Source organism: Lysinibacter sp. HNR (genome assembly GCF_029760935.1).
Taxonomy (GTDB): domain Bacteria; phylum Actinomycetota; class Actinomycetes; order Actinomycetales; family Microbacteriaceae; genus HNR.
On record NZ_CP121684.1, the window covers coordinates 586,450 to 606,983 of the forward strand.

General features: G+C 57.8%; 3 protein-coding genes. 2 read left to right on the forward strand and 1 reads right to left on the reverse strand.

Annotation, left to right across the window (positions count from 1 at the left end):
• Positions 1-15: 15 nt before the first annotated feature.
• Positions 16-2,574, reverse strand: coding sequence for an ROK family protein (locus tag FrondiHNR_RS02595; RefSeq protein ID WP_279353687.1), 2,559 nt, complete (start codon positions 2,572-2,574; stop codon positions 16-18).
• A 408-nt stretch (positions 2,575-2,982) separates the two neighbouring features.
• On the opposite strand from FrondiHNR_RS02595, the gene FrondiHNR_RS02600 reads away from it, so the two are divergent.
• Together FrondiHNR_RS02600 and FrondiHNR_RS02605 are read left to right on the forward strand one after the other, a co-directional pair.
• On the forward strand, positions 2,983-10,236 hold the full coding sequence (locus FrondiHNR_RS02600) for a DUF5979 domain-containing protein (RefSeq protein ID WP_279353688.1): 7,254 nt from the start codon (positions 2,983-2,985) through the stop codon (positions 10,234-10,236).
• 390 nt (positions 10,237-10,626) lie between these two features.
• On the forward strand, positions 10,627-20,481 hold the full coding sequence (locus tag FrondiHNR_RS02605) for a fibronectin type III domain-containing protein (RefSeq protein WP_279353689.1): 9,855 nt from the start codon (positions 10,627-10,629) through the stop codon (positions 20,479-20,481).
• Positions 20,482-20,534 lie beyond the last annotated feature (53 nt).

Below are 20,534 nucleotides of genomic sequence, written 5' to 3' on the forward strand. Positions count from 1 at the left end.
CTTTGCCCGCGTCGGCTACCGTGTGATCTGGTTGAGGGCAAAATACTCTGCCAGGTGCGGGTCAACGGGACGGATTCTTTGGGGGGTAGAACCGTTGCGCAGGGACTCGGTGGCGGCAACGGCGGTGGCTACGGCATCGCGCGCTCCCACGGGAGAGGTATCGGTTTTATGGCCAAATCGCACAAAATTGATAAATTCCCTCATTGTGGTGCGGTCGGCGTCGCCGTGCCCCGAGGAATCATCGACAACCGGGTAGGTGACGTTGCCCGCCGGACTAAACGTGGTGCGCGAATTCCACACTCGTACCACGCTGTCCCCGCCGCCCCCGTCTCCGTGATTCTCCAGCCTACCCTCGGTGCCGATTACGGTGTAGTTACGCCAGTAGTCCGGGGTAAAGTGGCACTGCTGATAGCTGGCAAGCACGCCCGATGCGAGGCGCATCAGCACCATCGATTGATCCTCCACATCGATAACCGGATGGAGTCCCGTCTGGCTGAGCGGTGGCCAATTATCCAGCGAGAACCAGTCCCGCATAAGTTCTCCCGGGCGCTCGCGGCGGTCGGAGATATCTCCGTACACGCTCAGGTCGCCCATACCCACAACCTCTGTTGTGTGGGAATCCGCTAGCCAGTGAATAACGTCGAGGTCGTGCGCCCCCTTTTGCAGGAGCAGGCCATTGGAGCGTCTGCGGTCCGCGTGCCAGTCTTTGAAGTAATAGTCTCCACCGTTGCCGACAAAATGACGGCACCACACGGCCTTGACCGCGCCGATTTCGCCCCGCATAATGATGTCTCGCATGAGGCGAACAACCGCCATGTGGCGCATATTGTGGCCGATATAGAGTTTGCTGCCGCTGCGGTGGGCGATCTCGAGGAGGTCATCGGCGTCGTCCGTGGTGGTGGCGATTGGCTTGTCGAGGTAAACGGCAATACCCGCCTGGAGGAGGTGCGCCGTAATACTGTGGTGGGTATCGTCCGGCGTGACCACGATTGCGGCATCGATGAGGGTGCGATTCAGGTCGAGGTGGTTGCTCAGAAGCTCGATATTCTCTCCGAACTGTTCCGCCGCGCGGAGACGGGCGGCAGGGTCGGGGTCGACCACGGCTGTGACGAGTGCGCCCTGACCCGGCTGATGAGCCCAGGTGCTGATGCCGCTGCGCATACCAAACCCGACGATTGCTATGCGAAGGTCGGGTTCCCGAGACGCTGTCGGGGCTGAGGCGGCGCGTGATGTTGCCTCCTGTGATGCTGCTGTGGTTGCGGTGCGATGTGGCGCTTCCACCTGCCACGCTGCCTGTGACTCATCCGATATTGATCCAGAGCTTAATGCTGCGTCTTGGTGAATGAAACGGTCAAGCGCTAGACCAAAATTGTCGGTGAGGGAACCTGAGGCGGAGCTGTCCTTGAGGGGAAGGGAGAGCCGTGGCACGGGCAGATCCTCCGCGCCGTAGATCTCTGTCGAAACAAACTCAAGTGAGCGGATAATCCCACCGATTGCCACGCCGTTTGCGCCCAGGGTGGAGCCCACTATCGCCGGTGCTGAGTTTCTTTTCACGATCCGAGCAAATTCCTCGTTGAGCAGCGTGATGAGGGGGTCTCCCGCGCGTGAAACACCCCCACCAATAACGATCAGATCGGGGTCGACTGCGAGTCCCACAAGCGCGATTCCTCGCACTATTTTGGAGGCAAATGATCGGATCTGCCGCTGAGCCGCGGGGTCTCCTTCCTCGGCCCGGGCAAAAACGTGCTCCATCTCTTCGATGCTGTAGGACTCGGGGGTGTTGTCTTTTCCCTCTCCGGTGTAACCCCAGCCCGCAATTGCGAGGTCACCGATCTCTCCCGCTGCGTAGTGTCGACCGCGGTGCAGAGATCCACCCAGGATGAGCGCCGAGTTAATGCGGTGTCCCACCATGACAAAAACAGCGTCGGTGGCCGAGTTCGCAGAACCGGTGTGTACTTCCGCGATGGCCGCCATATTGATGTCGTTTTCGATGATAACGGGTGTGATCAGGTGTGCACCAAAACGCTCCGAGAGGCTTATGCCGTTCCACCCGGGAAGCAGATTCGATTGAATCATGCGGCCACGTTCATCCACTATGCCGGTGACGGAGATAACGGCGCAGGCCAGCTGTTTTTCGGTGATTCCGAGGGGGTGAATGGCCTTCCTCACCAGGTCTCCCACGAGAGGGAAGAGGTCGTATGCCGGGGTGTCCGCCGTCATTTTGTAGGTGAGGGAGGAGACAATGATTCCGGCAAGATCGCTGATCAGAACCGTGATCCGGTGGAGTCCGAGGTCCACGCTTGCCGTGTGTGCTGCCCGGGCGACAAAGGAAAAGTGACGGGCGGGTCGCCCCGTGCGGATGGGGCCGTGTTCTGGTTTGGGATGCTCGTGGGCGATGCCACGGGTGATGAGTTCGCCGAGGATCATGTCGACGGTGGGTCGTGAGAGACCGGTGAGCTCTGAGAGTTGGCTGAGGGTGAGTCTTGTGTGATCGCGGAGAACGGAGATGCACGCGGCAGTGTTGCGTTGATGCAGGGCCAGCATCTCGCGTTCGTGGTTTTTTGGGGGACTCACGGTTTCCTCTCGCAACGGTGCGTCGAGTTATGAAACTCATATTCATAAAGGGCGTTGAGGGAACACTAATAGGAAAACGCATGGCCTGTCAACTTCGCGTCAATCTTAGGAATATTGGTTGCTGATTGTTGAGAGATGCTGGTGATTAATGTTTGGAGGCATTGGGTATCGGTGGTTAATGTTTGGTGTGTTGCGGTTGTGTGTGCTGTTAGTGATTGGAGATTTTATATTTAAATGATTAATTTGAGAAATATGCTTTTTTCCGTTAGATTCACTAATAGTGGGTTGCCGTGTGCCTGTGTGGCAGAGGAATCCTTGCAAAAATAAGTCATTTATTATCAATATATATTGAGCATCAATTAATAATATTCTGGGGGGCTTAGCTTGCTATCCACACGGTATAGGGCAGTGCGTATCTTTTTATCGGTAACTGCCGTTCTTGCCCTGGTTGGAACTATGGGTCTTTCTCATGCAAGTCCCGCTGCGGCAGAGGGGCCACCGGTGGTCTTCTCCCTGGCCGCCATTGAACCCTCAACGGGTGCTCCCCTCACAACGGTCACTGCAGACCAACAGTTCACCTACTTGGCGAGCGTGGGCTGCCCGGATCCGGACGGATGCGGCCCGGCTACCCTCACCAGTGTGTTCCCCGCCAACATCGAGTTTCTTGCTGACAGCTTTAACCCTCCCAGCGGGGTGAAGTTCACCTTTGCACCCACGGGAGGCCCAACAACGGGTAAGACCGTCACGCTGACCTGGGAGAACCTCTCAGCCACATCAATCGTCTACATTCCCGCGCGCCTGCACGCCGATACCCCCGCCTCCCTCAACGGCCAGGTTCAGGGCAATGTTGCAACGCTGATCGCGGGAGAAGAACCCGACACGAGTGAGCTGAGCGCAACGAGCGATGTCACCCTGCGCCTCTACGAGAAGCCTTCGCTCACATCCGCCTCGATGGCGTGGGCCGGCAGTACCGTCAGCGATGGAAACGGAGAAACAACCTCGGTCACCACGGCGGCAGTCGCTACCGCAAACGCTCCCAGCACACTCCTCTTTGAAAGCCCCAGCTCGGAGGCCATGCCGCGAGGGGCGATTGCTGCTTCTGAAGCTTTTGATCTGAGGGGCATCACCCTCAAGCACAATCCGGCGAGTGCTGTTATCACGTTTATTAAAGCCGACGGATCTACCACCCAGACCGAGCTATCTGCTCCCGACCGCACGATCGAGGCCCCCGCCGACTCGGTGGGTTATCGTGTTTTGGTACAGGGTCTTCCCGCGAGCGGCGGCACCTCAGCGATCCAACGAACCGTGGAAATCACCGCCGAGTATCAACTGAGAGACATCCTCCGCACCTCGGGTGAGCGAATTGTTCCTCCCGCCGCCGCCTCCACCCTGGCGCGGGCGACCGCCCAGGTGACCAACACCGTCAAAGATCCGGCACCGGGATCCCCCGCAACGGCCAGCACGTCCGTGCGCTCCGATGTCTCTATTACGGCCCTGGCTCCCACCATCGGAGGCTCACTATCGTGGATCACGGCCTCAAGCGATGATACTTCCGTCTACGGCTCCGCCGAGGCATCAACCAGCACGGTGCGGGTTTCGAACACCGGGGTTGTTCCGCTGAGCTCTCTCCGTCTCACCGCGGGGGTGACACAGGGTGACTATTTTAACTATCAGGCGCTCACCGCGGCCCCCGGGGTGACATTTCCCGCGGGCGCGGTCTCTGCCACGGTGCAGTACAACTACGCTCAAGAACCGCGTGAGGGAGCGGCGCAGCAATTTGTGCGCGGGGAGGCGACGCCCGACACCGCGGCGGACGGGCGTAGTCTGGACGAGGTTGCCAGCGTATCCATTCTTTTTAGCGCTGCACCAGACGGGGCGATAGCGCGTGGATGCGCCCTCGCCGATGACTCCTGTGCGGGAATGATCGTTTTTGAGTCTCAGCTACGCAACACCCACCTGGCAAACGGAAGCGCGATTGTTGCTCCCCCCTCCAGCCCGGGAAGTAGATCGGTTTACAATAGCGTTCAGATTGTTGCAACAGCCTCCACCGGCGCCGTCATAACTCAGTCCACCAACGGTGCGATTCTGACCCTTGTGAAACCGCAATACGGTGCAACCCTGGTCAAGCGCCTGGGTGACGGCAGCGATGATACCTCCTACCCTCTTACGGGAGTTGCTCAGGCCGGTGATCTCTACCATGTTGGCGTCTTTCCCCAGGATTTCCGCGACCACAGGTTTAGACTGATCGCCTCAACCGAGCGGCACGAGAGGGCAACTGAAGACTCCGGCTCACCCGGGTTTACGATTGCCGACCCCCAGACAGCACCCACCGTGGAGAAGTTGGGAGAGGACCCGTTTAACTCCACCAGGTTTAGCGCTCTGTCGAATGAGCCTGTGGCCTGCCTCACCGATGGCGGCACGGCGGTGGGAAGCACCACAACAATGATGGTGTGGGTTGTTGACCGGATAGAGTCGCCCACCTCGATCACCAAGATCGACTACGTACCCGGGCAGGATCTGAGCCTGGTTGTTGGTGTTGAGTACACCGTGCTTCCCACCGATTCCGGAGGACTCTTTCCCATCAACGTGAGCTGTGAAACTCCCTCAGAAACAACCGTTAAGTTTCGCGACAGGCTCCTGACAAGCGGTGAGATTGTGTCACCCACTACGCTGGGATCTCCCAACACGCCGGGCCTCTACTCGGTAGGAAACACCGCCGAGCTCAATACGGGAACCAACCTGGCTACCGCCACGGGAAGCGATTCACTCTACCTGCTGCTGCTTGACGCGGCCTCCATCATCAAACACTATGACACCGATGCCCCGCATAACGGTGTGCAGGGACAATCCCCGAGAACGGCCTTCCTCTTGGCAGCCGTTCCGAACGGAGACGATAGCGTCGGGGTTCGTGTCACCGACACGGGAGTACCCGGTTCATCTCTGGATATTTTCCAGCTCAACAGCGTGCGCGACGCAAAAGTGGGTCCCGACCAGGTGATGACAATCAGTCTTTTTGACCGGGAGGGAAACCCGGTGGGACCTACCGGAACCGTAATCGGGCCCACTGAGCTTGGGGGAACCCAACTCACTGCGGAGGAGATCGAAGATTCGCAGGGCCGAGCCTACCTGAACATTCAGAAGGTGAAGCGTAAGGTCACCTGGTCCGCGGAACTCACCCCGGAGCAGGCCGCGCAGGTGTATAACGTTCAGGTTGACGTGACTCGAAGCGACCCCGACGCGGTGCTTCAGCAATACGGTGCGATTTCCGTTGTTATTGATGTGTCACTGCGTAGCCACCGTCTCAGCAACCCCAGCGCTCCCGTGGTCGGGTCGCTTGAGGGCATAAGCCACTACAACCGTTCACAGGTCTTCTCTACAAAAGACGGAATCGCCTGGGCGTCTTCATACACGGCAACGGCAAGATACGAGGTGTATGCCCCGGATCGTCTGTTGGGAGACTCCGCGGTGGATTGGCGAGCGAGCGATGGTACCGACTACGTTGTGGCACAGGATCAAACTCGATCACGTATCTCACTTGAGGCCAATAATAAAACGGCCCTGGGCGTGGCCGATGTGGCCCCCGAGGATCAGTGGCAGGCCAGGGGAAGCCTCCCGGTAGGGGTGGACTCGCTTGCGGTGGGGGTTGGTGAGGCCGATGACACGGGCAAAAACCCCTTTGCGATTGTGAACTTTAGGGGCATCACTGAGGTGATCTGGCCGGAAATGAAGGATAAACCCGCAACCGGCCCTGAAAAAGATAAGAGGGTTGATGCCGAAATTACCTACACCTATTCTGACGGCACGAGCGACGTTGTGCGCGCCCCCGTCTCGACCCCCGTGTCCGAGCTCAACCCTCCGATCGATAAGCGCCCACTGGTGGTGGGGGTCTCGATCCTGTGGAAGCAAGACGGAAAATACGTGGGAATCAAGGCAAGCGCCACCGCTGTTCAGGCGCGATTGGTGTTTGAAACGGAGCTGAGAGATCGTGTGCGAGACGGATACTCATACAATTTCCTCTCGGGAGAACCCCTGGCCCTGGCCTCCGGAGACAGCATCGACGGTGCTTATCAGGTGCCCGGTGTTCAGATAAGTCAGGTAGCTCAGGTCTCGGCAGACTACGAGACCCGCCTGCAGAACCTTGTGAAGACTCAAAACGATGCGGCGGATACCGTATCGATTGACGTTCTCAACAGCGCTGTTGCCGTCTCCATCCGCGCCGTTTCCACCCCCATCCTTTATCGTGACAAACTTCCCACGATGGACTGGACACTGAGCACCCAGAACACTGGTAACACCGGAGTGTCCGCCCTGAGAAGCGCAAGCCCCAGCGAACTGTTGGACGGGGAGTCCTGGCCCACCGCAGACCCCGACGGATTCTCCCTGGAGCCGGGGAGCCTCTTCGACGCGTTTAACCTGCGACTCTTTTACGTGCAGTACCCCCTGGGTGCCACCGGTGCCACCGTGTGGTTCCGCGGGGAAGATGGTGTGTGGTCAGACGGAGTGAAGGCTTTGAACCAGTACTACCTCACACCACCGCAGAGCGGAGATGGGCCCCACACCCTAGCTCAGGTGACCGGTTTCCGGGTGCAGTTCGAGGGAAACGAAGTGACCAGGTCGCGCATCTCTAAGCTCGCATCGGGTAATGTCTACTACGGCACCTCCCTGAGGGAGACGCTTCGCAGCAACCCCGAACAGCGCTCTCCCGGAGACTCCCTGCTCAGCAACCAATCGCAGTGGGCGGTTGACACGACCGGTGCGGGAGCGTCTTACCTGGGAACCTTTGCGGCTCCGCTCGCCCAGGTGATCGCCAATCGAGCAACCGCGTACGTCCTGCCGGGAACCCCGAGCCCACTGATGCGTAAGTATGCGGGAACATATGATGTTGCCACTAATACCGGCTCCACAACCACCCTCGCTAACCCGGGATCGTGGGCAAATTTCTACGTGGTGCTTGCCAACTCGTCCGACGCGACGAGTGATCTCTACAACCTTATGGCGGTTGATACCTTGCCGCCCGAACTCACCTATAACGCTGCAAACCCGCTGCTCAACTGGTCAGTTGTTTCGGCGCCCACGGGTGTAAGCACCACGCCAACCATGACACTTGAGCAGGGCGCACGAACCACCATGCGTTGGAGTTGGCCCGAAGATCAGATACTGAAACCCGGTCAGCGGATTGTGCTGCGGGTGCCCCTACAGATGGTAGACGGTGTAGCCGCGGGAACAACGGGTGTTAATCATGCCCGCCTGATGGGAACGGGGATCGAGGGCGCCCCCAGCGCGTCGATCTGCCGGGATGAGTTCTCCGTGAGCGCGTCCTGCGTCTCAACTGCAAACGCCACCTCGCTGCGAAACGACTCCGTGCGTGTGGAGTCCTACCTCAAGCAGGGCGAACTGCTCTCCGCCACCCCCGACGGGGCCGAGTGCGACCTGACTACCCGGGCGGAATGGGACGACGGGGTGTGGGTGCGTAACCCGTGCATCGTTGAAACCACCACGGGTGATGTTCTCACCTACCGGCTGAAGCTTGTAAACTCGGGTAACAACAGCGTCAGTGCCCTGCGCTTTGTGGATGAGCTTCCCGTAAAGAACGATCGGGGAACTGTCCTCGACTCACCCCGCGGATCCGAGTGGACACCCAGTCTCATACCGGGTTCCCCCCGGCTGCTCACGGGAACCGAGGCCACTAGCCTGGGCGCGCGCGGCGACGGTGCTCTCGCGAACGACTCCTTCCGCTACTCCACAGTGGCGGATGCGTGTCACCTCAACCCCGATGCCTACGCTGGACCGGACACACTGGGCTGCGCGACGGCCTCCTGGGGCGATACCGCCCGGGACGACTCCCGCGCGCTGAGCGCCGATATTGTCTTTGGCAATGCCGCACAGCTGCGTGGCGGTGAGTACGTGGTTGTGGAGTTTCAAATGTCCGTTCCCGCCACCTCCACGGCGGCAACCAACTCGTGGAACTCCGCAGCCCTCTCGGGTCGGATGTCGCCCGTGAGCGAGTGGATGCCGGTCTCGGAGTCCCCGCGATCCGGTTCCCGAACGCTCGACACGGGGCTCACCGTTAACCTGGGGCTGACGGATGCCGAGGTAACCCGCTGGCACCTGGGCGCCGAAAACTATCGGGTGTTCTACAGTTGCCAGCCCGTAACCGGGAACTCCGTCCCTCTCACGGGAAGCATTCTCTTTGACGGCCTGCGCTCCGTGGAGGATACGGCCTCCGAGACTCTCGCATCGCTCCCGCGTGGCGCTGCCTGTCGGGTAACCGACGAGAACTACCAGCCGCTCAGTACCGGTGGAAGCGCCTCCGCGCACTACGGTTTGATCAGTAACGGTGCCACGGGGTACTCCTACGTGAGTGATCCCGAGTTGCCCCTCGTGCTGGCGGAGGACGCTCAGCAGAACCAGCTGACCGCCACCAATGTCTTTGCGGTGAGCGATCTGACAATCGGTGTTGCCACCGCCGGATCGGCTGCGGTGCACCTGCCTGACGACGCGACCTTTACTGTGACGGTATCTTGTACCTTTGGTGGGTTTGAGGAGGAGTACGGTCCCTTCGAACTCACGGTGAACGACACGGAACAGATCGCTAACCTCCCCGTGGGAGCCGAGTGTCAGGCAACCGAGACCAATGCTCGCGGTGCGCTCGACGTCACCGCAACCGTTGATGGTGCGAGTGCCCCGCTCGACGCACAGCGCTCACTCACCGTTTCTGATCTGACCCCGGGATCACACCGGGTCGACTTCCTCAATACCTTTGACGCGGCTGCCGATCTTACCGTGATTAAAAATGTGACCACCCCCTCCGCCACCACGGCGATGGGAGACTTTAGGTTCCTCCTGAGCTGTACCCTGGGTGGATACCCGATCGACGTTCCGAACGGCGGTGTGTTTGGGATGAGCTTCCCCGGGGGAACCGCCACCCAGAGCGTCATCTTCCCCGGCCTCCCCGCGGGAGCCGAGTGTGTGATCACGGAGACCGATTCGGGTAGGGCCGATATCGCCGCGGACGACCGCACGGTTACCCTCCTGAGTTCGGAACCCGTCACGGTGGAGATGCTGAACGTCTACAACCCGGCGGCACTCGAGTTGAACAACCGGGTCGAGGGTGAGGGAGCGGCGGGGCCGCGGGTTCCACAGCTCTTTGAGGTTCAGGCATCCTGTGTTCGCGAACTCACGATCAACGGGGTTCCCACCATCGTGACCGACCTGAACGCCTCGCACTACCTGGCGCCCGGCGAGCAACTCACGGTTGGCGGGTTGCCCGCGGGAAGCCTGTGCACGGTGAACCAGATTGGCTCGTACGACGCGGACGACACAAACCACACCTCGCTCAGCGATGAGGCCCCTGATCAGAGCGATACCGCTGACAAGGTGATTGTGTCTCTGATCGGACCCGCAGCGGCAAGTTCCCCGGCAGACGGGGTGGTGAGCGCTGTGGCGAAGGGCGCTGCGGTGCAGGCTGATATGGCGCAGAGTGCCGCGCGTTCCACGCCGGTTCTTGTGGTGAACACCTATCACTCCGCCGGGCGCAATACCAATGATCAATCCCTGTCGAGAACGGGAGTGTCTCACGATGCTCTCGGGCTTGGCCTGTTGGTGCTCCTCGGGTTAGGTGTGATCTTCCTGGTTACCAGCAGGGTGCGTCGGGCGCTCTAGAGCTAGAGTGTGTGGTGGGCAGGCGTGCCCACCTTCCCGCAGCGATTGCCGCCGGTAGAAGCTTTTCCTGGTAATGCCTGATGCCTTATTACCTTCCAATTGGTAAGTATTTAACGGAATGTTATAAAGGCGTATTTGACCGTGGTTTTCCGGGGTTGAACGGGTGTCTTCTGCGCGGGGCTTAAGCGTTTAAGTGTTGCAAAAAGAGCACATTTGTCTTTACTTTTCTGGTAGTTGCGAATATCATATTTGAGTCAACTGTTTTTGACCAGCCTTACAAGCGGGCTGAGGTTATGGTAACGGGAGTGTTACGGAAACCGATAAATGGGGGAGCTTGTCTATTCAAGTATTACGCTATTTTGGCGTACCACTTTAAGGGGATATAACGAAGTGAAATCTTGGGGACTTTCTATAGCCGTGCGTGCTCGTGCTGTACAGGTTTCGTTGGGGTTAGTGTTATCGGCTGCGTTGCTTGCGCCGCTTGCGGTGACAACGTCCGCGTTTGCGGTCGAGCAGGATCCTGTGGTGTCAGAAACGGCACTGGAGGACGGCGCTGCTGTTTCTGAGGAAGAAGTCTCTCCGCAAGAACGGGGGGTCTCGACTGAGACCGCACTTGAAGATGCTCCCGTAACTGAGGGTGATGCCCCGAGTGTTTTTGAGCGTTTTGTAGGGTTTGCGGATGGTGTCGCGGCAATGGTGCCCGCGGCGGAAGATCCGGTAGTGGTTCCTGTTGCCGAAGAGGGTGAGGGGCCTGTTGTAACACCGAGCCCGGGTGCTCCGCGTAATGTTGTGGCTCGGGGTGGTGTGGGTCAGGTTACGTTGTCGTGGGATGAGGCTGTGCGGTTGTGGTCTGGTCTCAAGATGGTTAATGGTACGGATCTTCCGGGGTCAGCTAGTGTTGTTGCAGTTGCTAATTCTCGTTTGTGGGCGGTGTCTGTGTCTGCTAGCGGTGATGTGGTGGCGTTGGGTCGGCCTGGTGGTGCGTTGTATGTCTCGATTGACGGGGGTAAAAATTTCGTTGAGCAAAGTACTGGGACTACTCACTCGACTTATCCGTGGGGTGTTGAGGTTTCGGGTAACGGTCTGAAGATAATTGCGTCTAGAAATGCTGGTACTACTAGTAGTGGTGCGGTATTTGTTGGTTCTCGTGTGTCTGAGCGGGATTCGTTTTCGTGGAAGTCTGTAGCGAGTACTGTTACTGGCGATAATTTAATAACGAGTGTTACGAATGCGTATCCTTCGTTTCGTGTTGCTTCGTCGTTTGATGGTGGAGTTTTGGTAGCGGCGCGGCCTCGCACGGGCAGTGTTGCTAATGATACGACGGGGCCTTTGTGGGTGTCTCGTGATGGTGGCGATTCGTGGGCAGTTTCAACGAGTGCGGGCTCGTTGGATGCTGACGGTCAGTCGTGGGTTGATGTTGCGGTGTCTGATGATGGTACGCGGGTAGTTGCTGCACGAGCATTGGGGACAAATGCGGGTGTGTATGTGTCAGGAAACTCAGGTGCGACGTTTAGCCGGCGTACGCAGATGCCTGGTAATGGTGTGTCTGCGGTTGATCTTTCTGGTGATGGTAAGACGTTGGTGGTGGCAAGTACTAGTCGTGTGTATGTGTCAACGTCGGACACGGCTGCTGGGTTGGGTACGACTGAGAGCTTGGTGGTTCCTGCGGGTTTCCCGACGTCTGGTACGGCGGATAGTACGTGGCGGAGTGTGGCGTCCTCGGTTGATGGTCAGCGTTTGGTTGTGGGTGGTTATCATTATTTGGGGTCGATATGGTCTTCGGATGATGGTGGAAAGAATTGGTCTGAGGAGACGAGTAGTAAGGGTTCTCCTGCGTTGTCCTCGGTAGCGATAAGGGCTGATGGGTGGAGTATTTATCGTGCTAACGGTTTACGAGACGGGATCGTTGAACACTCTTCAGTACCGCGTGATGGTGGTTCGAATCTAACGAACTTTTTGGTGGAGTACACGGATCAGGATCCGAGAGGTTCTGGGTTTACCAAGGATATGTGGCAGCCACATGTGCATGAGGCTTCGATGGATAAGTCTCGGGTGGTGGATCAATTAAAGGGTGGTACTCGGTATTGGTTCCGAGTGTCTCAGGTGAATAAGACTGATACTCCGGGAGAGCCGAGTGATGCAGCATTGGCGACAACGTTGACGACGGAGTCTGCTCCAGGTGGTGTGCCGCAAGGGTTGAAGGCTCGGGGTGGTGTGGGTCAGGTTACGTTGTCGTGGGATGAGGCTGTGCGGTTGTGGTCTGGTCTCAAGATGGTTAATGGTACGGATCTTCCGGGGTCAGCTAGTGTTGTTGCAGTTGCTAATTCTCGTTTGTGGGCGGTGTCTGTGTCTGCTAGCGGTGATGTGGTGGCGTTGGGTCGGCCTGGTGGTGCGTTGTATGTCTCGATTGACGGGGGTAAAAATTTCGTTGAGCAAAGTACTGGGACTACTCACTCGACTTATCCGTGGGGTGTTGAGGTTTCGGGTAACGGTCTGAAGATAATTGCGTCTAGAAATGCTGGTACTACTAGTAGTGGTGCGGTATTTGTTGGTTCTCGTGTGTCTGAGCGGGATTCGTTTTCGTGGAAGTCTGTAGCGAGTACTGTTACTGGCGATAATTTAATAACGAGTGTTACGAATGCGTATCCTTCGTTTCGTGTTGCTTCGTCGTTTGATGGTGGAGTTTTGGTAGCGGCGCGGCCTCGCACGGGCAGTGTTGCTAATGATACGACGGGGCCTTTGTGGGTGTCTCGTGATGGTGGCGATTCGTGGGCAGTTTCAACGAGTGCGGGCTCGTTGGATGCTGACGGTCAGTCGTGGGTTGATGTTGCGGTGTCTGATGATGGTACGCGGGTAGTTGCTGCACGAGCATTGGGGACAAATGCGGGTGTGTATGTGTCAGGAAACTCAGGTGCGACGTTTAGCCGGCGTACGCAGATGCCTGGTAATGGTGTGTCTGCGGTTGATCTTTCTGGTGATGGTAAGACGTTGGTGGTGGCAAGTACTAGTCGTGTGTATGTGTCAACGTCGGACACGGCTGCTGGGTTGGGTACGACTGAGAGCTTGGTGGTTCCTGCGGGTTTCCCGACGTCTGGTACGGCGGATAGTACGTGGCGGAGTGTGGCGTCCTCGGTTGATGGTCAGCGTTTGGTTGTGGGTGGTTATCATTATTTGGGGTCGATATGGTCTTCGGATGATGGTGGAAAGAATTGGTCTGAGGAGACGAGTAGTAAGGGTTCTCCTGCGTTGTCCTCGGTAGCGATAAGGGCTGATGGGTGGAGTATTTATCGTGCTAACGGTTTACGAGACGGGATCGTTGAACACTCTTCAGCACCGGCGTTTGGTTCTAGTGTTGATGAGTGGAAAGTGGAGTACACCACAAAGAAACCCACCGATGAGGATTTCGATCCTAAAAAAGACTGGGTACCGTGGTCTCCTGAGAAGTCTGAGGACAACAAAGAGGGCAAGGTTAAGCAGTCTCCGGTGGTGGTGAAGCCGTTGGCGAATGGGCAGGATTATTGGTTTAGGGTTGCGGCGTCAAACACGAAGGGTGATGGCCCGTTCTCTGATCCTGCGGATGCTCGTCCGCTTGGTCCGCCGGATGCTCCCACAAACGTGGAGACGTCGGCGGGTAACCGTGAGGTGGCGGTGTCGTGGAAGGCTCCGGTGAATGATGGTGGTTTCCCGATTGTGGATTACCGGGTGTGGTATCGCGAGGTTCCTGACCCGGAGGATGACACCGCTGAAATGCCCGGCGATCATGAGGGCTGGGACTTGTATCGGTTCGTGGATGAGGAAACCGGTGAGCCTATCCGTTCGGTGGTTTCTCCTCGCACGGTCACAGGGTTGACGAATGGTCAGTGGTACGAGTTTCGTGTGGCCGCGGTGAATGAGTTTGAGGACTCTGCACTGACAGACCCTGGTCTAGGTCCGTGGAATACCCCAGAGTCTCACATTCCGGGGACGTTAACAAAGGCTCGCCCGGCGGGTGCACCCGATGCTCCTACGCTTACGGCAGAGAAGGTGTCTCCGGGTGATGGGCACGTCCTGGTGACGTGGGATGCTCCCAAGAATGACGGTGGCTCTGAGCTGACGGGTTACCGGGTGTGGCAGTGCGAGATCACCCCAGGTGATGAGTGTTCTCCCGAAAGTAAAGGGTGGAAAGAGATTCTCCCGGACGAGGGTAACGAGCTTGAGTTGTCTCGTACCGCACCGGATTTGACGAATGGTACCGTGTACGCGTTTCGGGTGACCGCGACGAATCAGTCCGGGTGGGAGAGTGAGTCATCGGACACTGTGCGGGTGACTCCGGTGGGGGCACCACAGCACGGAGTGGTATTGAACGCCGTTCCAAAGGATGGTGAGGTGGAACTGTCCTGGGTGAAACCTGAGGATAGTGATGCGTATCCGGTGACACGGTACGTGGTGGAGTATCGTAAAACAACCTCAGCGGATTGGATTACCAAAGATGAGTATGTGACACAGACCAGGTTCACTGTTGATGAGTTAGATAATGGTACGCCGTATATGTTCCGGGTTACTCCCGCGAATGTGTCAGGCTTGGGTCCTGATGCGCAGCGAGAAGCAACCCCGATTGGTGTTCCGACTCCGGAGATGGTGGTGACTGATTTAGTGGCGGTACCGGGCAATGAGTCGGTGCGTTTGGGTTGGTCACGGGTTACGAATGACACGGTGCAGAACCCGGTAACCGGGTATTTGATGGAGTATCAAAGCGAAGAGGCACTGACGATTCTTCCTGATGTGTGGCAGAAGCGCCCTATTGTCGCGGTTCCGGGAGATACTGTCCCGAACCTGACGAATGGGAAGAACTATGTGTTCCGGGTTACCCCGGTTAACGGGTTAGACGGTTCGGGTCGGGGAACACCCAGTGATCAGGTAATGGCGATGCCGTATGGTCCTCCGACCTCCCATCCCGCGATCACGGATGTGACTACAGCTCCGGGGTATGGTGAGGTGTTGTTGTCCTGGACGTTAGTCACGGGCACACAGCAGGTTCCGGTGACCGGTCACCGGGTGGAGTACCGTGAGGTGGTTGATGGTGTTCCAGCCGAGCGTTGGGAACAGTATCCCACCCGGCTATTAGTCACGGATGGTTTCCTCGAAGGACAGGTGAAAGATTTCCCGGTTGAGGGGTTGAAAAATAGCCAGGAGTATCAGTTCCGGGTGTATCCGTTTAATGATCACGGGGATGGTTTAGAGAGTAATAAGCCTCGTGAGACAACGTTTGGTGAACCGCTCAAGGGTGAGAAGATCACGGATCTTCGGAGTCGTCCGGGTGATGAGGCGGTGTTCTTGAAGTGGTCCGCAGCTAAAGAGTCGGTGTTGAACCCGGTGATGGGTTACACGGTGCAGGTTCGTGACACAGATGCTACTCAGGATGATGAAGCGGGCTGGGTCGACTATGACACGAACGTGGCTTTGCCTGCTGAAGACGGTGATGGTTTCATGGTGGGTGGTCTCATCAATGGTAAGTCGTATGATTTCCGGGTAGCCCCGACCAACACTATTGGTAGAGGTGATTGGAGTGACCCGAAGAGTGAGATCCCGGTGGGTTCGTTAACGGAAGCACCTGTTATTACGGATTTGAGTGGGGTGCCGGGTCGCGGCCAAGTGTTGTTGTCGTGGACGGGTGTGCCGGACACGGAAGAGACTCCGGTGACGGGGTACCGGATTGAGTATCGCCTGGTGGTGGATGGTGTCCCAGAAGATCAGTGGACACCCTACCGGGGAACCGAGAACGTGGACGGGTTCTTCGTGCCGCAGGCAGAACGCTTTGACAACTACCCGGTGACGGGCCTTGCGGATGCGAGTATGTATGACTTCCGGGTTGTGCCGTTCAATATCAGAGGGGATGGGCTGTCTAGTAACGAGGTTCGTGAGGGTACGTTTGGGTTGCCGTTGACGGATGAGAAGATCACGGATCTTCGGACTCGTCCGGGTGATGAGGCGGTGTTCTTGAAGTGGTCCGCAGCGAAAGAGTCGGTGTTGAGCCCGGTGGCAGGTTACACGGTGGAGTACCGTAAAACAGATAACACCCTTGGTCCTGAGGAGGGATGGGACCCCTATGCCACGAATGTGGCTTTGCCTGCGGAAGACGGTGACGGTTTTACCGTTGGTGGCCTCACGAATGGTCAGTCGTATGATTTCCGGGTGGTTCCGACGAATACTGTGGGCAGGGGTGTGCCAAGTACACCTAAGAGTGAGATCCCGGTGGGTTCGTTAACGGAAGCACCCGCGATTACAGACCTGAGCGGGGTGCCTGGCCACCGACAAGTGCTTCTGTCATGGACGGGTATGCCTGACACGGAAGAGACTCCGGTGACGGGTTACCGGATTGAGTATCGCCTGGTTGTGGATGGTGTCCCGCAAGATCAGTGGACAACCTACCGGGGGCCTGAGAACGTGGATGGGTTCTTTGTGCCGCAGGCAGAGCGTTTTGACAACTACCCGGTGACGGGCCTTGCAGATGCGAGTGTGTATGACTTCCGAGTTATCCCGTTCAATACGCGTGGTGACGGACTGCCCAGTAACGAGGTTCGTGAGGGTACGTTTGGGTTGCCGTTGACGGATGAGAAGATCACGGATCTTCGGACTCGTCCGGGTGATGAGGCGGTGTTCTTGAAGTGGTCCGCAGCGAAAGAGTCGGTATTGAACCCGGTGACGGGTTACACAGTGCAGGTTCGTGAAACAGATAACACCCTCGGTCCCGATGAGGGTTGGGGTGACTATGACACGAATGTGCCTTTGCCTGCTGAGGACGGTGACGGTTTCACAGTTGGTGGGTTAACCAATGGTAAGTCGTATGATTTCCGGGTGATCCCCACGAACGCTGTGGGTGATGGTGTGCCCAGTGACCCGAAGAGTGATACCCCGTATGGTCCTGTTCTTGCGGATACGAAGGTGACCGATCTGACCGCGGCTGCGGGCCACACATCAGGAATCGTGGTATTGAACTGGAGCCGGGCCGGGCACACGGAGACGAACCCGGTGCTGGAGTACCAGATTATGTACCGTGTGGCTGTTGGTGAGGATGAAGAGGAGAATTCGTGGAGTCCGTATAAGAAGAGGGCTCCGGGGGATGAAACCCGCAACTTTTTGGTGGAGGGGTTGACGGATGGTGACCGGTATGAGTTCCAGGTGATCCCTGTGAATGGGCATAGCACGGGGCCAGAGAGTAACACTGCGGACGCGGTACCGTATGGTGCCCCCTCACAAGACAACGTTATTGATGATCTGAAAGCGAAGCCGGGTTCCGAGAAAGTGACCTTGTCCTGGACCAAGGCGCAGGGCACACTCGCACAGCCGGTGACGGGATACACGGTGCAGTACCGTAAAACGGTTGAGGGCCAGGGCCCTGAAGTCGGGTGGGGTAGTCACGCGACGAATGTTACGAACACGAAAGACTTCGTGGTGGAGCCGTTAGAGAATGATCAGCCGTATGATTTCCGGGTGATTCCGACGAATGATCGTGCAGAGGCTGGAAAGGAAAGTAACACGGACACAGCCACCCCACGGGTCGCGGTGACAGTGGATGATGTGTCCCTCAATGTGCACGCGGATACGGTGGCACGGTTCAATGCTCTAGAGTACGTGACGGGTGAGAACTCTCCCGCCCTGGTGAGCGTGGATAACCTGACCCCGGATGAGGGAAGTATCACGTTTGATACGCAAACGGGTGAGATAGCGTATACCCCCACCCAGGATTTCCCGGCGGGTGAGGTGACAAAAACGGTATCGTTCACGTTCACGGTGCGAGATGCGTCAGACGCAGAAGACACCGGCACTGTCTCTATTACGGTGTACGTGGTTCCGACGGCCGGGGCGGATCGTGTGGTGAAGGTTCCCGCGAGTAGTGAAACATTACTTCCCGTCCTCGCAGATGCGACAGGGTATAACCTGACTCTGGTTGACCCGGTAAGCCCTGTTCCGGAGCAGGGTTCTGTCCGGGTGGGCTCTGACGGGCTGTACTACACGGCGACAAATTCTGCTGTGACGACGACGGATTCGTTCTCGTACCGGGTGAAAGACGGCCTGGGGCGGGAATCCGAGACCGCCACGGTCAGTGTGAGGATTCAGGGTGTCCCGTTGGCAGCTGATGATGAGATGAACGCGGGCCTCACCGGCACGGGGACGATTCTGCTGGGTGAGAAGTATGCGTTCTCGACCATTGCTGATCTGCTCAAGAGCAGCGTCACGGTGGGTCAGGGGCAATACGGCACAACAGAGTTCGACAAGGCTTCAGGCCGTGTGATCTATACGACGGGGCAGGTTCCTGATGGTGTGATGGAAGACACGTTTACGTATACGCTCACGGATGATCTGGGTCAGGTTGCGACCGGTACGATCACGGTGAAACTGGTCGAGGGCCCGGTGGTGACTTCCACGATCCGTGAGATCGGGGTAAAGGGTGAGGTCACGGTTGATCTGAACGACCTCGCTACGGGTGAGGGCATCACCATTGCCGGCTTCGGTGGGGCCTTAGGGGCTGTGGTTGAAGATCCGGACGCGAAGGGTGTGGTGACGTATACTCCGAAGCGGGACTTCACCGGGTATGACGCGTTCGCGTACGAGGCCAAGGATATGTATGGTCAAAGCGCGTTTGGTGTGGTGCGGGTCACGGTGTTCAGCCTTCCTCAAGCGGTGGATTACAAAGACCTGGTGGTGAAGCAGGACGGACTATTGGTTCATAACGTGTTTACCAACGATGAACAGGCCCCGGATGTGGCTGCCACGGTGTCTCCCACAAACACGACAGGCACCCGGGCAGATGCTCAGGCAATTGATGTTCAGGAAACTGATGTTCAGGTATCGAGTGTGGAGGATGCCCTGAAGGATATTCCGCAGGAGTCTCGTGTGGTGTATGCGCCGAAGAGTGTGGTGGCGATTGAGCAGGCGATCAATGGTCACACGGAGGTCGTGGATGGTGCTGCCGGGTTGGTGCGGTATCAATCTGCTCTGGGGAACTATCTTCCTGACACGGTGAAGTACCGGGTAGAAGACAGTGTGGCGCAGGCTGTGTCGGGTGAGTTAGTGTTCACCGTGCAGACGCTCCCTGAGGTAACGGGTGACTCGAAGGGTGAGGTGGCACAAGACAGCGCCTACGAGTTCACCCCGGAAGTGGTTACGACGGGATCGCTGCAGAACGTGTCGCTTCAGGCTCCGGTTCAGGCCCCGGGTGGGGTGTTTACGGGTCGGGTAGAAACCGGACTAGGTGCTGTTCCGGGCACGGGAAGCATCCGGTTTGTGGCGGGTGATACTCCCAAGGGTGTGTATCGGTTCACGGTGGACTTCACGGATAATCTCGGACAGGTCACCTCGGTGGAGTACGAGGTGAAGGTGTTCACGAAGTTGAGTGTGCAGGATCAGGGCAAGAAGGTTGCGGTTAACGGAAACGTCCGTTTTGACGAGGCCGTGAGTGTTGACGGTGAGATTAAGGAACGCCACGCACAGGCCCTAGACGCTGAGGAGATGGTTCGTGGTGGTCACGGTTTCACCGGAGATATCACGAAGCATGTCAGCCTGGATCAGGATGGTGTGGTGTCGTTTGACGCGGACGGGTTAGCACCCGGAACGTATGGGTTCAAGGTGAAGTACACGGATGATCGTGACTTGACCGCGACGGCGAAGTACACGGTGACGGTGCAGGCCCCACCCACGGGTGAGGGCAAAACAATCACTGTTCCGTTGGGTGTGAGTCCGGTGGTGATTGACCCGTTCGCAGACATCACCGGTACCGGGTTGCAGGCGCTTCGTGAGGAAGACCTGGATGAGGCCGAGTACGGTCAGGTGGCTCTTGCTGCGCAGGTTGATGGTCGGACTGTGGTGCATTATGTTCCAGAAACAGACCGGTTAGGGTCTGACGAGTTCACGGTGCGGGTGTTTGATGATCTTGGCCAGAGTGTCGAGGTCACGTACACGGTTGTGGTTGTTCCGGTGGGTCAGGATGAGGACACCCCGGGTACGGGCGAGGGTGAGGATATCCCGGGTACCGTGCTTGAAGGCCCGGACGCCGGGTTGCAGAACACCGGTTCGGGTGGTTCTGAGGCGACACGGTTAACTCTCACGGGTGACACGTCGTTGCCTGTGCTGGGTGCCTTCGGAATGCTGTTGCTGGTACTCGGGGCTGGTTTTGTGGTGATTCGTCGTCGGAGGAATACCGCAGCATCCGCGGCAGTGTCTGTATCGGTATCCGTTGTGGGGCAGGGGTCGGTGACAGAGGAGTAGGGAGGGGTTGGTTTCCTCACGGTTGTGGGGCGAGTAACGGGTTGAGTGTTCAT